General features: G+C 69.2%; 13 protein-coding genes. 11 read left to right on the forward strand and 2 right to left on the reverse strand.

Translation table 11 applies throughout. The features are described 5' to 3' along the window. Together ACGFY9_RS38060 and ACGFY9_RS38065 are read left to right on the forward strand one after the other, a co-directional pair. On the forward strand, positions 1-1,356 hold the full coding sequence (locus ACGFY9_RS38060; RefSeq protein ID WP_393762024.1) for a nitrate/nitrite transporter: 1,356 nt from the start codon (positions 1-3) through the stop codon (positions 1,354-1,356). 112 nt (positions 1,357-1,468) lie between these two features. Then, on the forward strand, positions 1,469-2,641 hold the full coding sequence (locus ACGFY9_RS38065) for a uroporphyrinogen-III synthase (RefSeq protein ID WP_393762026.1): 1,173 nt from the start codon (positions 1,469-1,471) through the stop codon (positions 2,639-2,641). A gap of 425 nt (positions 2,642-3,066) precedes the next feature. Here the strand turns inward: ACGFY9_RS38065 and ACGFY9_RS38070 are convergent, their stop codons facing one another. After that, positions 3,067-3,567, reverse strand: a complete 501-nt coding sequence (locus tag ACGFY9_RS38070) for a DUF1772 domain-containing protein (protein ID WP_393762028.1) — start codon at positions 3,565-3,567, stop codon at positions 3,067-3,069. Between the two features lie 234 nt (positions 3,568-3,801). Here ACGFY9_RS38070 and ACGFY9_RS38075 point away from each other — a divergent pair, with 234 nt between their 5' ends. The 6 genes from ACGFY9_RS38075 to ACGFY9_RS38100 all read left to right on the forward strand — a co-directional run bounded on the left by ACGFY9_RS38075 (position 3,802) and on the right by ACGFY9_RS38100 (position 10,987). Continuing rightward, the gene (locus tag ACGFY9_RS38075) at positions 3,802-4,395 is read left to right on the forward strand and encodes a CGNR zinc finger domain-containing protein (RefSeq protein ID WP_393762030.1); all 594 of its coding nucleotides are present in this window, start codon (positions 3,802-3,804) and stop codon (positions 4,393-4,395) included. Positions 4,396-4,724: 329 nt separating this feature from the next. After that, a complete protein-coding gene (locus tag ACGFY9_RS38080; protein ID WP_019056398.1) occupies positions 4,725-5,246 on the forward strand; it encodes a sigma-70 family RNA polymerase sigma factor in 522 nt (173 codons plus the stop codon). 38 nt (positions 5,247-5,284) lie between these two features. Further along, positions 5,285-6,046, forward strand: a complete 762-nt coding sequence (locus ACGFY9_RS38085; protein ID WP_393762032.1) for a zf-HC2 domain-containing protein — start codon at positions 5,285-5,287, stop codon at positions 6,044-6,046. 161 nt (positions 6,047-6,207) lie between these two features. Continuing rightward, positions 6,208-8,520: a HelD family protein gene (locus ACGFY9_RS38090; protein ID WP_393762033.1), complete on the forward strand. Its 2,313-nt coding sequence runs from the start codon at positions 6,208-6,210 to the stop codon at positions 8,518-8,520. A 338-nt stretch (positions 8,521-8,858) separates the two neighbouring features. After that, positions 8,859-10,298, forward strand: coding sequence for an NAD-dependent malic enzyme (locus ACGFY9_RS38095; RefSeq protein WP_393762034.1), 1,440 nt, complete (start codon positions 8,859-8,861; stop codon positions 10,296-10,298). A gap of 407 nt (positions 10,299-10,705) precedes the next feature. Then, positions 10,706-10,987, forward strand: a complete 282-nt coding sequence (locus ACGFY9_RS38100; protein ID WP_019056394.1) for an HU family DNA-binding protein — start codon at positions 10,706-10,708, stop codon at positions 10,985-10,987. 262 nt (positions 10,988-11,249) lie between these two features. Here ACGFY9_RS38100 and murA read toward each other — a convergent pair whose 3' ends face one another. Further along, entirely contained in the window at positions 11,250-12,596 is a 1,347-nt protein-coding gene (gene murA / locus ACGFY9_RS38105) for a UDP-N-acetylglucosamine 1-carboxyvinyltransferase (RefSeq protein WP_043679363.1), read from the reverse strand. A 252-nt stretch (positions 12,597-12,848) separates the two neighbouring features. Here murA and ACGFY9_RS38110 point away from each other — a divergent pair, with 252 nt between their 5' ends. The 3 genes from ACGFY9_RS38110 (at position 12,849) to ACGFY9_RS38120 (ending at position 15,261) form a co-directional block, all read left to right on the forward strand. Beyond that, positions 12,849-13,421 (forward strand): YqgE/AlgH family protein, encoded by a 573-nt coding sequence (locus ACGFY9_RS38110; RefSeq protein ID WP_393762035.1) that lies wholly within the window; start codon positions 12,849-12,851, stop codon positions 13,419-13,421. 61 nt (positions 13,422-13,482) lie between these two features. After that, a complete protein-coding gene (locus tag ACGFY9_RS38115) occupies positions 13,483-13,770 on the forward strand; it encodes a DUF3039 domain-containing protein (protein ID WP_026178118.1) in 288 nt (95 codons plus the stop codon). A gap of 195 nt (positions 13,771-13,965) precedes the next feature. Continuing rightward, positions 13,966-15,261, forward strand: coding sequence for an extracellular solute-binding protein (locus tag ACGFY9_RS38120; RefSeq protein ID WP_393762037.1), 1,296 nt, complete (start codon positions 13,966-13,968; stop codon positions 15,259-15,261). Position 15,262: the final 1 nt, after the last annotated feature.

Here is a 15,262-nt window from a genome sequence, read left to right on the forward strand (position 1 = left end):
ATGACAGCCACTGGCAAGTGGATCGAGCACTGGGATCCGGAGGACGAGACCTTCTGGCAGGAGACCGGTGAGAAGGTCGCCCGCCGCAATCTCGTCTTCTCCGTGCTCTCCGAGCACATCGGCTTCTCGATCTGGACCCTGTGGTCCGTGCTGGTGCTCTTCATGGGCCCGGAGTACGGGCTGACCCCGGCCGACAAGTTCCTGCTGACGTCGATGGTCACGCTCGTCGGCGCGGTCGTCCGGGTGCCGTACACCTTCGCGGTCGCCGTCTTCGGCGGGCGGAACTGGACGATCATCTCGGCGAGCCTGCTGCTCATCCCCACCATCGCCGCGTTCGTGGTGATGAAGCCGGGGACGTCGTTCGACACCTTCCTCTGGATCGGCCTGCTGGCCGGCATAGGCGGCGGCAACTTCGCCTCCTCCATGACCAACATCAACGCCTTCTTCCCGTTGCGGAAGAAGGGGTGGGCGCTCGGACTGAACGCCGGGGGCGGCAACATCGGCGTCGCCGCGATCCAACTCGTCGCCCTCGCGGTCATCGGCGCGAACGGCGGCCCCCGGGTGCTGCTCGGGATCTACATCCCGCTGATCGTCGTCGCGGCCACCCTCGCCGCGCTGTTCATGGACAACATCGCGAACGTCAAGAACGACACCGGTGCCGCCAAGGACGCCGTGAAGGATGCCCACACCTGGATCATGTCCTTCCTCTACATCGGCACGTTCGGTTCGTTCATCGGCTACAGCTTCGCCTTCGGGCAGGTGCTCACCAACCAGTTCGGCCGTACCCCGCTGCAGGCCACCTACCTCACCTTCATCGGCCCGCTGCTGGGCTCCCTGATTCGCCCGCTGGGCGGCTGGCTCGCCGACAAGTACGGCGGCGCGAAGATCACCCTCTACAACTACGTCGGCATGGCCGTCGCCACCGCCGTACTGGTCGCGGCCAGCATGCAGAAGTCGCTGCCCCTCTTCGTGACCGCCTTCGTCGTCCTCTTCTCGCTGACCGGCCTCGGCAACGGGTCGACGTACAAGATGATCCCCGGCATCTTCCAGACCAAGGCCCTCGCCAAGGGACTCACCGGCGAGGAGGCGGCCGCCTACGGGCGACGGCTCTCCGGTGCCTCCATGGGACTCATCGGGGCGGTCGGCGCGCTCGGAGGCGTCGGCATCAACCTCGCCTTCCGGCAGTCCTTCCTCTCCTACGGCTCCGGGACCGGCGCGTTCGTCGCCTTCCTCGTCTTCTACGCCCTCTGCTTCGGGGTCACCTGGGCCGTATACCTTCGCCGCCCCACCGCCCAGGCTCAGGCCAAAGCTTCCGCATCGGAGGCGAAGCCGCAGCTCAGCTATGCCGAGGTGTGACGTAACACCGGCGACATAAAGCCGAACCGAGCCTGTCACGCGCCGTTGACAGGCTCGTTCGGCATGTAGGCCCTGCACCATTGCGTGTACGACGACATTCGGGACGAGACCCATGCACGAGGAACAGCAGCGACTGGATCGCACGGAGCACCGCGCGGAACACGGCCCCCTCTCGGGGTTCACCGTGGGCGTCACCGCCGCGCGCCGCGCCGACGAGCTGGGGGCACTGCTCCAGCGGCGCGGCGCGGTGGTCGTGCACGCGCCCGCGCTGCGGATCGTGCCGCTGGCCGACGACAGTGAACTGCTCGCCGCGACCAAGGAGTTGATCGACCAGGCGCCGGATGTGGTGGTGGCCACGACCGCCATCGGGTTCCGGGGGTGGATCGAGGCCGCCGACGGGTGGGGGCTCGGGGAGGCGCTCCTCGACCGGTTGCGCGGGGTGGAACTGCTCGCGCGCGGGCCCAAGGTCAAAGGGGCGGTGCGCGCCGCCGGGCTGACCGAGGAGTGGTCGCCGTCCTCCGAGTCCATGGCGGAGGTGCTCGACCGGCTGCTTGAGGAGGGCGTCGAGGGGCGCCGGGTCGCCATCCAGCTGCACGGCGAACCGTTGCCCGGGTTCGTGGAGTCGCTCCGGGCCGGGGGAGCGGACGTCGTCGTCGTTCCCGTGTACCGGTGGATGCCGCCCGAGGACATCGCCCCGCTGGACCGGCTCCTGGACGCCGCGGTCTCCCGCGGCCTGGACGCGCTGACGTTCACCAGCGCACCGGCCGCCGCGTCGCTGCTGTCCCGCGCCGAGACCCGCGGTCTGCTGCCCGAACTCCTCGCCGCCCTGCACCACGACGTCCTCCCGGCCTGCGTCGGCCCCGTCACCGCGCTCCCGCTCCAGAACCACGGCATCGCCACCGTCCAGCCCGAGCGCTTCCGCCTCGGCCCCCTCGTCCAGCTCCTCTGCCAGGAACTCCCCGGCCGCGCCCGCACCCTCCCCATCGCCGGCCACCGCGTGGAGATCCGCGGCCACGCGGTCCTGGTCGACGGCGCGCTACGGCCCGTCCCACCGGCCGGCATGTCCCTCCTCCGTACGTTGTCCCGCCGCCCGGGCTGGGTCGTCGCCCGCGCGGAACTCCTCCGCGCCCTCCCCGGCGCCGGCCGCGACGAACACGCCGTAGAGACAGCAATGGCCCGCCTCCGCACGGCACTTGGTTCTCCGAAGCTGATCCAGACGGTGGTGAAGCGGGGCTATCGGCTGGCGTTGGATCCGGCGGCCGACACGAAGTACTCCGTGGGGTGAGCGGGGGTTGGTGTGGGCGTTGCCAGGGGCTGCCGCCCCCGGACCCCCGCTTCGGCCCCGAAAGGGCCTCGTCCTCAAACGCCGGACGGGCTGAATACCGTCGACCCGTGCCAAGAAGCGAGCCCCGCCGGGCCGGATCGTGCCGGCCTGCACGAAGAGCCCACCCGGCACTGAAGCTACCGACCCGCGTCAAGCGACCGCCCTGCGCCAAGAAGCGAGCCTCCGCAGGCCGAGCCGGACGGCGTCGGCCGGCAATATCCAGCCCGTCCGGCGTTTGAGGACGAGGCCTCTTCAGGGCCAGAGGGGTCCGGGGGCGGCAGCCCCTGGCAACGCCCACACCAACGCCCCGCACCCAAAGCCCGCCCACGCCAAGGCCTCCGCCCCGCACAAGGCAGCTCCCCCACGGCCAAAGCCCCCACCCCGCCCTAAGAAGCACCCCCACGCCGAAACCCCCCGTACAACACCAGCCCCCGCACCAGACACCCCACCCCCACCGTCGACAACCCCGCCCGCACCACGTTCCACCCCGCCCAAGCCCCCTCGAACCGCTCCCGAGCCACCCCCGCATCCGCCGTGCTCGCCAGGCCGTCATTCAGCGGGATGTTGAAGGCGACCGTCACCAGGAACGCCAACGCGTACGCGATCAACCCCGCCCACACCCACCCCCGATACGGCCTCCCGCGTGCCTGCCACGCCGACACGCCCGCCAGCGCCAACGCCCCCATGAAGCTCAGGAAGAACACCGGGTTCTGGATGACGTCGTTGATGTTGCGCATCACCTCGACGAACACCCGGTCGTCGCTGCGCGCCAGCGCCGGCATGATCGCGCAGGCGAACACGTAGAAGACCCCGGCGATCAACCCCATCGCGACCGTGGCCGCACCCAGTACCCAACCCGTGCCGCTCGTGCCCTGTTTCTCCGTCATGCCCTCCAGTCAACGGACAGGGCACCCCACCGGACATCGCCGAGACGCGCGACCGCATACGCGACCGTCCACACCGATGTCCACGCGCGCCCCGCACAAGGGGTTACGGCCGCGCGAGCGGGCAGGCACTGTAGAGAGAACGGTTTCCCGCGCCCCCACCTCACTGGCAGCCCACCGACTCCCGACGACTGACATGACCGACGACCGGGGTAATCCCTAGGCGGTGACAGGCACATGGCACTGGGTTCGACCATGGCCCCGTACGAGCTGCGTTTCGACGCCGGGCGGATCTGTCTGGATCTCCTCGCGACCACGCATCCCGAGGAACGGCTCGACGCGCCGGAGCCGCTCCGCGCGTGGATCGTCCGCTCCGGGCTCGTCCCCGCGGCCACCCCGCTCGCGCACGTCGACTCCTCCTGGCTCGTCGGGTTTCGTGAACTGCGGGGGCAGATCGGGCAGTTGGTGCGCAGCAGGCCATCGAACGACACCCGGCCCTACGACCTCGCCCTCGCCCGCGTCAACGACCTCGCCAGCGCCGCACCCCCGGCACCTCGTGCCGTACGCGATGAAGAGGGCGTGCTGGTGCGGCAGTTGGACGGGACTCCGGGGTGCGGTGCGTTGCTCGCGGTGATCGCGCGGGACGCCGTGGAACTGCTCACCGATCCCGTCGCGCGGGCCTCGCTCAGGGAGTGCGAGGGGGACAACTGCCCGATCGTTTATCTGGATTCGTCCCGGGGGCGGAGGAGGCGCTGGTGCTCCAGTGAGGTCTGCGGGAACCGGGAAAGAGTGGCCCGGCATCGGCGGCGCGCCGCGCTCGCGAGAGCCTGAGAATCCCTTATGCGGCTTCTGTGGAGTGACGGGACGTCAATTGCCGAAGTGATTTCGACAACAGTGCGTTTCACTCCGGCGCCGCCTGGGCAGCTCGCGTGATCTTGCTCGTGTGGTGGAAATGTAAAGATCGTACGGTGGGAATGTGCACTCATGTCCCGCTCGTCACGTCACTCCGAAGAAAACTGTCGCCTCACGTTGAACACTCGCCCACCCGCTCGCGTACCTCTCCATGAGCGACCGACTGGGGGAACCCCCGGACACCGGAGGTGGGCGTGCGCAAGGATTCCGTCGTGGCCAATGAACACGCACCGAGGGCCCGACATCGCATGTCCCAGTCCTCGGAACCTGATGAGGAGCTGATGCGTGCCCTGTACCGAGAGCACGCCGGACCCTTGCTCGCCTATGTGTTGCGGCTCGTCGCCGGGGACCGGCAGCGTGCCGAGGACGTGGTGCAGGAGACGCTCATCCGGGCCTGGAAGAACGCCGGCCAGCTCAACCGGGCGACCGGATCGGTACGACCCTGGCTTGTGACGGTGGCACGGCGCATCGTCATCGACGGTCACCGCAGCCGGCAGGCCCGGCCGCAGGAGGTGGACCCGTCGCCGCTGGAGGTCATCCCCGCGGAGGACGAGATCGACAAGGCGTTGTGGCTGATGACACTGTCGGACGCGCTGGACGACCTGACCCCGGCCCACCGGGAGGTGCTCGTCGAGACGTACTTCAAGGGGCGTACCGTCAATGAGGCGGCCGAGACGCTTGGCATCCCCAGTGGCACGGTGCGCTCAAGGGTGTTCTACGCCCTTCGATCGATGAAGCTTGCTCTGGAGGAGCGGGGGGTGACGGCATGAGCATGTACGGGGGATACGGAACGGGTAGTCCTGGTTCCATGCAGGGATCTCAGGGCTCGAACGAACACGAGACCGTCGGCGCCTACGCCCTCGGGATTCTCGACGACGCCGAAGCAACCGCTTTCGAGGCCCATCTCGCCACCTGCGAATGGTGCGCCCAGCAGCTCGACGAGCTGGCCGGGATGGAACCGATGCTGGCGGCGCTCGCGGATCTGCCGGGCACCGGCACCCCCGCGATCGCCGAGTCCCTGGCCGCGAAACCCAGTCCACGACTGGTGGAGCGGCTGGTCGACGACGTCGGTGACCGTCGGGCCCAGAAGCGCCGGCGCAGTTTCTACATGATCGCCGCCGCGGCGGCCCTGATCATCGCCGGACCGCTGGCCGTCATCGCGGCCAACAACGGCGACAACTCGGGCCAGAACGGCTCGGTGGCCGTGGGCACCGCGAAGACCACCTTCGAAAAGCTGTCCGACAAGGTCACGGCGACGGACGCGAGCACCAAGGTCACCGCGACCGTGGCGATGTCCAAGAAGGACTGGGGCACCCTCGGGGTCGTGGAGCTCAAGAACGTCAAGGGACCCCTGAAGTGCTCCCTGATCGCCGTCGGCAAGAACGGCGAACGCGAGACGATGAGCTCCTGGTCGGTCCCGGCCTGGGGTTACGGCATCGCGAACGCCACCAAGGCGGAGGCCAAGAGCCCGCTCTACGCCCAGGGCGGAGCGGCCTTCACGCCGAACGAGATCGACCACTTCGAGGTCATGACCTTCGACGGCAAGAAGCTCGTGGCAGTGGACGCGTGAGCATGTAGCAACTGATCACTGTGGTGTGTGGGGTCCGGAACGCGGCAGGTGCGCGTGCCGGGCCCCGCGTCTTTGTCAAGATCCACTCGGCAGGCCCCTCGCTCCGGAGGCTTTCTTTCGCGTACGGTTGACGGCTGCCCAGCACGTAAGAAGGGGGCCCGGTGGCCGCACAGGCTCAACAGGAGACCGCGCTCGACACGGTGTCCGACAAATCCGCCCAGGATTCGCTACGGGACCGGGAGATCAGCGTCGAACAGGCACACCTGGACCGGGTGTACCGGCGGCTCGAAGAGAAGATCCACGAGGCCGAGTTCCTCATGAACGACGCGGCCAAGCGCGGCCAGGTCGGCACGCCCGGCGCGCTCGCCGAACGGGACGCACAGGTGTTCCGCGCCGGTATCCACCTCAACCGGCTCAACAACGAGTTCGAGGACTTTCTCTTCGGCAGGATCGACCTCCTGCTCGGCAAGGACGGCAAGAAGGGACCCGACGGCGCCTACACCGCCGTCGAGCCGGCCGAAGGCGCTGTCCGGGACGACAGCACCGCCGACATCGCCGAGACCCTGCACATCGGGCGGATCGGGGTCCTGGACTCCGAGTACGCGCCCCTCGTCATCGACTGGCGGGCGCCCGCCGCAGCGCCGTTCTACCGGTCGACGCCGGTCGATCCGGGGCGTGTCGTACGGCGCCGGGTCATCCGGTCCAAGGGGCGGCGGGTCCTCGGGGTCGAAGACGACCTGATGCGGCCGGAGTTGACCGCCATCCTGGACGGTGAGCAGCTGGCCGTCATCGGCGACGGCGCCCTGATGGCCGCGCTCGGCCAGGCCCGCAGCCACACCATGCGCGACATCGTGGCGTCGATCCAGGCCGAGCAGGACCTGGTGATCCGCGCCCCCGCCGCCTCGGTGACCTACGTCGAGGGCGGCCCGGGCACCGGAAAGACCGCCGTCGCCCTGCACCGCGCCGCCTATCTGCTCTACCAGGACCGGCGCCGGTACGCGGGCGGCATCCTCATCGTCTCGCCGACCCCGCTGCTGGTCGCGTACACCGAGGGCGTCCTGCCGTCCCTCGGCGAGGAGGGCCAGGTCGCCATCCGGGCGATCGGTTCGCTCGTCGACGGCGCCGAGGCCACCCTGTACGACTCCCCGGCGGTGGCCCGCGCGAAGGGCTCGTACCGCATGCTCCGTGTGCTGCGGAAGGCCGCGCGCGGCGCCCTGGAGCTGAACGATTCGCCGACCCGGCTCAGAGTGGTGGCGTTCGGCCGCCGCCTCGAACTGGAGGCCGCCGACCTGGACCGCGTACGGCAGAGCGCGCTCAGCGGTACGGCCCCGGTCAACATGCTGCGGCCGCGCGCCCGCAAGCTCCTCCTGGACGCCCTGTGGGAACGCTCCGGTTCGGCCGGCCGGCACACCGACCCCGAACTCGCCGCCGAACTGCGCTCGTCCTTCGACGAGGACATCGCGAGCGAGGACGACTTCATCGCGTTCCTCGACGCCTGGTGGCCCGAACTCACCCCGCGCGCCGTCCTGGAGTCGATGTCCGACGAGCGCAAGCTCGGCCGCTGGGCCCGGCGCATCCTCAACCCCGGCGAGGTCCGCAGGGTCGCCCGCGCCCTGAAGCGGGACGGCCTCTCGGTCCACGACGTGGCGATCCTCGACGAACTCCAGGCGATCCTCGGCACCCCGGCCCGCCCCCGCAAGCGGCGCGACCTGGACCCGCTGGACCAGCTCACCGGCCTCGAAGAGCTGATGCCGACGCGCGAGGAGTCGCAGCGCGAACGGGCCGAGCGGCTCGCCCAGGAGCGCGTCGAGTACGCGCACGTCATCGTCGACGAGGCCCAGGACCTCACCCCGATGCAGTGGCGCATGGTCGGCCGCCGCGGCCGGCACGCCACCTGGACGGTCGTAGGAGATCCGGCCCAGTCCTCCTGGTCCGACCCCGACGAGGCGGCCGAGGCCCGCGACGAGGCCCTCGGCTCCCGCCCCCGCCGCCGCTTCACCCTCACCGTCAACTACCGCAACCCGGCCGAGATCGCGGAGCTGGCGGCGAAGGTCCTGGCCCTGGCGATGCCCGGCTCCGAGTCTCCGTCCGCGGTTCGCTCGACGGGTGTGAAGCCCCACTTCGCCGTCGTACGGAACTCGTTGTCGGAGTCCGTCCGCGCGGAGGCCGCCCGGCTGCTCGACCAGGTCGACGGCACGGTCGGCGTGGTCGTCGCCATGAACCGCCGTGAGGAGGCCCGCCGTTGGCTCACCGGCCTCGGCGACCGCGTGGTGGCGCTCGGCAGCCTGGAGGCCAAGGGGCTCGAATACGACGCGACCGTCGTCGTATCGCCCGCGGAGATCGCCGACGAGTCGCCCGCCGGACTGCGGGTTCTCTACGTCGCCCTCACCCGCGCGACCCAGCAGCTGACGGTCGTCTCGGCCGAGCGGGACGAGCCGGACGCGAACGGGGTGCCGGATCTGCTCCGCGACTGAAGGGACCGATCGAGGGGTGATCGAGAGGTGCTTTCCATGAACTCTCGGGATGGGAATGGTCTTACGGGATCTGTTTGTTAGCCTGGACGTGACACCGGCCCGATCCAAGCCCCCGGGCCCAACCTTCGTCGCTTAGAGCGACCACTTGCCGCGAGGCGAGCATGGCGGGTCGGTGTCATTGCTTGTCAGAGAGGTCCCCGTCACGGGAAAAGTGACGGGGGCCTCTTTTTCTCGCGAACAAAACGTTCGCAATCGGGGGTGGCTAACGCCTACCCGGCAGTAGGTGCGACCATCGGAGCGCGTACTCAGCTCAACGGTGAAAGCAGAGGAAGTCGGCCATGGCTACGGCGCCCAGCGTCTCCTACTCGATCACGGTCCGTCTGGAGGTGCCCGCGAGCGGAACGGCGGTCTCCCAGATCACCACGGCCGTGGAGTCCCACGGAGGCTCGGTGACCGGCCTCGACGTGACCGCCTCCGGCCACGAGAAGCTCCGGATCGACGTCACCATCGCGGCGTCCTCGACGGCCCACGCCGACGAGATCGTCCAGCAGCTGCGCGGCATCGAGGGTGTCACCCTCGGCAAGGTCTCCGACCGTACGTTCCTCATGCACCTCGGCGGCAAGATCGAGATGCAGTCCAAGCACCCGATCCGCAACCGTGACGACCTCTCCATGATCTACACCCCGGGTGTCGCCCGCGTGTGCATGGCGATCGCGGAGAACCCCGAGGACGCGCGCCGCCTCACCATCAAGCGGAACTCCGTCGCGGTCGTCACCGACGGCTCGGCCGTCCTCGGCCTCGGCAACATCGGCCCCAAGGCCGCGCTGCCGGTCATGGAGGGCAAGGCGGCCCTGTTCAAGCGGTTCGCCGGCATCGACGCCTGGCCGCTGTGCCTGGACACCCAGGACACCGACGAGATCGTCGCGATCGTCAAGGCCATCGCCCCGGGCTTCGCCGGCATCAACCTGGAGGACATCTCCGCGCCGCGCTGCTTCGAGATCGAGGCCCGGCTGCGCGAGGCCCTCGACATCCCCGTCTTCCACGACGACCAGCACGGCACCGCGATCGTCGTCCTCGCCGCGCTGACGAACGCGCTGCGGGTCGCCGGCAAGGGCATCGGTGACATCCGGGTCGTCATGTCCGGTGCGGGCGCGGCCGGTACGGCCATCCTCAAGCTGCTGCTCGCCGCGGGCGTCAAGAACGCGGTCGTCGCCGACATCCACGGTGTCGTGCACGCCGGCCGCGAGGACCTGGTCGACGCCAAGCCCGACTCGCCGCTGCGCTGGATCGCCGACAACACCAACCCGGACGGCCTCACGGGCACGCTGAAGGAGGCCGTGCGCGGCGCCGACGTTTTCGTGGGCGTCTCCGCCCCGAACGTCCTCGACGGCGACGACGTGGCCGCGATGGCCGAGGGCGCGATCGTGTTCGCGCTCGCGAACCCCGACCCCGAGGTCGACCCCACGATCGCCCGCCAGACGGCGGCGGTTGTCGCCACGGGCCGCTCGGACTTCCCGAACCAGATCAACAACGTGCTGGTCTTCCCGGGTGTCTTCCGCGGTCTGCTGGACGCGCAGTCCCGCACCGTCAACACCGAGATGATGCTGGCCGCGGCGAGCGCACTCGCGAACGTCGTGACCGAGGACGAGCTGAACGCGAACTACATCATCCCCAGCGTCTTCAACGACAAGGTCGCCGGCGCGGTCGCGGGCGCGGTGCGTGAGGCGGCGAAGGCGGCGGGAGTGGCGGCGGCCTCGGCGGCGACCTCCGCGTCGTAGAACGCCTGGATCGGCGTGTGTGCGGTGGCTGTGAGGATCGCCACGGCCGCCGACACACCGGCGCGTCGCGGAACCCGGGGCCTTCGGCGGCCGTTTATCGTGGCGGCCAGGCTTCGGGCCTTCCAGGCCCGGCCCTCGCCGCCGGGAGCGGACGAAGCGTCACCACGCTGATGCAGTGGCGCTCTTCGTGTGACTCCCACGGGTGTTCTCGCGACTCCTACGGGTGCCGGATTGGCTTTCCCGCCGCAGGTAGGGGCAGGATGCGTCTTCGGGCGCGAGGGTCTGGACGACGGACCCGGGTCCGGGGACTCACCGAGGACCCTGGCAGCATCGGCTTCACCGTGCCCGATATGCGGCTCCGCCGCGTGGCACGCCTCAAACGGCAAGAAGAACACGGGAGTAACAACATGAACCGCAGTGAGCTGGTGGCCGCGCTGGCCGACCGTGCCGAGGTGACCCGCAAGGACGCCGACGCCGTTCTGGCCGCGTTCGCCGAGACCGTCGGCGAGATCGTCTCCAAGGGCGACGAGAAGGTCACCATCCCCGGCTTCCTGACCTTCGAGCGCACCCACCGTGCCGCTCGCACCGCGCGCAACCCGCAGACCGGCGACCCGATCAACATCCCCGCCGGTTACAGCGTCAAGGTTTCCGCGGGCAGCAAGCTCAAGGAAGCCGCCAAGGGCAAGTAGTCCCTCGCGTACGCGACGGGCTTGCGTACGAGGCTGAAGTAACGCGAATGGGGCGGCCACCCGGTCAGGGTGGCCGCCCCATCGTCGTACAACCGACCGCTAGCCGAGCGCCTTGCCCGGCAACTCCACCTTCGCGCCCAGCTCCACGAGCTTCTCCATGCTGTGCCTATCCGGGGGCTGTGACATCAGCGGCTCCGCCGCGGGCCCCCGGACCCTCAGCAGACAGACCGGGCGCGGCCCGGGCCGAGGGGCGGAGCGGCGATCAGCCGAGTGCCTTGCCCGGCAACTCGACCTTCGCGCCCAGCTCGACCAACTTCTCCATGAAGTTCTCGTAGCCGCGGTTGATGAGGTCGATGCCGTGGACGCGGGACGTGCCCTGGGCCGCCAGCGCCGCGATGAGGTACGAGAAGCCGCCGCGGAGGTCGGGGATGACCAGGTCGGCGCCCTGGAGGCGGGTCGGGCCCGAGACGACCGCCGAGTGGAGGAAGTTGCGCTGGCCGAAGCGGCAGTGGGAGCCGCCGAGGCACTCGCGGTAGAGCTGGATGTGCGCGCCCATCTGGTTGAGCGCGGAGGTGAAGCCGAGGCGGGACTCGTAGACCGTCTCATGCACGATGGAGAGGCCCGTCGCCTGCGTGAGGGCGACGACCAGCGGCTGCTGCCAGTCCGTCTGGAAGCCGGGGTGCACGTCCGTTTCGAGCGCGATGGACTTCAACTGGCCGCCGGGGTGCCAGAAGCGGATGCCCTCGTCGTCGATCGCGAAGGCACCGCCCACCTTCCGGTAGGTGTTGAGGAACGTCATCATCGAGCGCTGCTGCGCGCCGCGGACGTAGATGTTGCCCTCGGTCGCCAGTGCCGCCGACGCCCAGGACGCGGCCTCCAGACGGTCCGGGAGGGCCGCATGGGTGTAGCCGCCGAGCGAGTCCACACCGGTGATGCGGATCGTGCGGTCGGTGTCCATGGCGATGATCGCGCCCATCTTCTGCAGTACGCAGATGAGGTCCTCGATCTCCGGTTCCACGGCCGCGTTGGCGAGTTCGGTGACGCCCTCCGCCAGCACCGCGGTCAGCAGCACCTGCTCGGTGGCGCCCACGGACGGGTACGGCAGCTGGATCTTCGTGCCGCGCAGCCGCTGCGGGGCCTCCAGGTACTGGCCGTCCGCGCGCTTCTCGATCTTCGCGCCGAACTGCCGCAGCACCTCGAAGTGGAAGTCGATCGGCCGGCCGCCGATGTCGCAGCCGCCCAGACCAGGGATGAACGCGTGCCCGAGCCGGTGAAGGAGCGGACCGCAGAACAGGATCGGGATGCGCGACGAGCCCGCGTGGGCATCGATGTCGGCGACGTTGGCGCTCTCGACGTGCGACGGATCGAGCACCAGCTCGCCCGGCTCCTCCCCCGGACGGACCGTCACCCCGTGCAGTTGCAGGAGTCCGCGTACGACACGAACGTCACGGATGTCCGGAACGTTGCGCAGTCGACTTGGCTCACTGCCCAGCAGGGCGGCGACCATGGCCTTGGGTACGAGGTTCTTCGCACCGCGGACACGGATCTCGCCCTCCAGCGGGGTTCCGCCGTGGACAAGCAGTACGTCGTCTGAGCCGTTGACGGTCATGAATCTCGCGTTCCGTGGAGTTGGGCAGGGGCCGAAGTGACAGAGTAATCGCCGCCCACCCCCCTCCTGTAAGCCCAAGGAGTACCCAGCTACGTCATAGCTGTGTCACAACACGAACCGTTCCCTATCGGGCACATGGGGTCACGGGGTGCGTCCGTGCGCCGGGGGCGCCTCTTTCCGCCCTGAGCTGCATTCCCTCCCGAACCCGCATTGCCTCCCCCATCACGGGGAAGATGCGGGATCATGTCAGGCATGACCGAGGTGTCCTCGCTCACAGGGCGGTTGCTCGTGGCAACACCCGCCCTGGCGGACCCGAACTTCGACCGCGCGGTGGTGCTCCTTCTCGACCACGACGAGGAGGGCTCCCTCGGTGTCGTCCTCAACCGCCCGACGCCCGTGGACGTCGGCGACATCCTGGAGGGCTGGGCGGATCTCGCCGGCGAGCCGGGAGTCGTCTTCCAGGGCGGCCCGGTCCAGTTGGACTCGGCCCTCGGCGTCGCCGTCATCCCGGGCGGCGCGGCCGGCGAGCGCGCCCCGCTCGGCTGGCGGCGCGTGCACGGCGCGATCGGACTCGTCGACCTGGAGGCCCCGCCGGAGCTGCTCGCCTCGGCGCTGGGCTCGCTGCGGATCTTCGCCGGGTACGCGGGCTGGGGGCCCGGGCAGCTGGAGGACGAACTGGTGGAGGGCGCCTGGTACGTCGTCGAGTCGGAGCCCGGTGACGTGTCCTCGCCGTCCCCGGAGAGACTCTGGCGCGAGGTGCTGCGCCGCCAGCGCAGCGAGCTGGCGATGGTGGCGACGTATCCGGACGACGCTTCCCTGAACTGATCCCCGAACTGAACGACCCTTCGCGGAACTGATGCCGGTGGGCTTCAGTACCCTTGGCACTATGAGCACTCTTGAGCCCGAGCGCGGGACTGGTACGGGGACCCTCGTAGAGCCGACGCCCCAGGTGTCGCACGGCGACGGGGACCATGAGCGCTTCGCCCATTACGTCCAGAAGGACAAGATCATGGCGAGCGCCCTCGACGGCACTCCCGTGGTGGCGTTGTGCGGGAAGGTCTGGGTACCGGGCCGCGACCCGAAGAAGTATCCGGTGTGTCCCATGTGCAAGGAGATCTACGAGTCCATGGGCTCGGGCGGGGACGGCGACAAGGGCAAGGGCGGCGACAAGTAGCCGTTCGGCTGGTCTGACTTTCTGAGGCCCTCGGGGCGCGCTTTTGCGCGCCCCGAGGGCCTTTCGCGTGTCACGAAGTGGTTGAGACCTCTTGTGGCCGCGTTCATCTACTCCTTAATCTCCGTGGTGTTGTGCAGAGCGAAACGCCCATTGCATATGTTGCAACGCACGCCCGGATTCCCGGAGGAACGCTCCATGAAGCTCGCCCCCCGATTCGCCGTACTCCTGGCGGCCGCCGCTGTCGTCGCCGGCTGCGCGCCCCAGACCTCCGACAACTCGTCCTCCGACAAGGACGACCAGAGCGGCACCCTGCGGGTGTGGCTCTTCCAGGAGGTCGGCAACGATCCGAAGGCCAAGGTCGTCGACTCCGTGGTCACCGCCTTCGAGAAGGCCCACAAGGGCACCAAGGTCGACGTGGAGTACATCCCGATCGACACCCGCGCCCAGCGCGTGAAGGCCGCCTTCAACGACCCGAAGTCCGCGCCGGACGTCATGGAGTACGGCAACACCGACACGGCCGGCTACGTCCACGACGGCGGACTCCTCGACGTCACCGAGGACTTCGGCGCCTGGAGCGAGGCCAAGGACACCGACCCGACCGCGAAGCAGTCCGTCACGGTCGACGGCAAGATGTACGGCTCCCCGTTCTACGTCGGCGTCCGCGCCCTGTACTACCGCACCGACGTCTTCAAGGACCTGGGCCTGCAACCCCCCAAGACCATGGCCGAGTTGGCCGCCACCGCCCGGAAGATCCACAAGGCGAAGTCCGACCTCTACGGCCTTGTCGTCGGCGGCGCCTACACGTACGGCGCGATGCCGTTCGTGTGGGCCAACGGCGGCGAACTCGCCACGGCCAAGGGGGGTTCGTACACCTCCGCGATCGACAGCGCCGCCGCCCAGAAGGGCATCAAGGCGTACACCTCCCTCTTCACGAGGGACAACTGTCCCGCCGCCAAGTGCGCGGTGATGGGCGGCAACGACACGATCACCGCGTTCGCTGCGGGCAAGGCCGGGATGGCCATCGGGGGCGACTTCAGCCACACGGCTGTCGAGGCGGGCAAGGTCAAGGGCAAGTACGCGGTGGTTCCGCTGCCGGGTGTCGCGTCCGGGTCGGTCGCTCCCGCGTTCGCCGGGGGCAACAACATCGGTGTCCTGAAGAGCACGTCGCACCGCACGCTGGCGGTGGACCTGATGGAGCAGCTCACCTCGAAGAAGACGCAGGCGTCCATGTTCGACGCGATGGGGTTCCTGCCCACGTTCACCGACGTGCGGGATGCGGCTGCGGCGAAGGTGCCGTTCGAGAAGCCGTTCGTTCAGACGTTGGCGGCGGGGACGAAGTTCGTGCCTGCGTCGCCTGGTTGGTCGGAGATCGACTCTTCGCTGGTGCTGCCGACGATGCTGCAGGAGGTCATCAGCGGGAAGAAGGGTGTGGCCGCGGCTTCTAAGGATGCGGCTAAGAAGATGAACGACGCGTTCAGCTCCGCGGGTTGAC

It is taken from the genome of Streptomyces sp. NPDC048504 (genome assembly GCF_043200035.1).
In the GTDB taxonomy this organism is placed as follows: Bacteria; Actinomycetota; Actinomycetes; order Streptomycetales; family Streptomycetaceae; genus Streptomyces.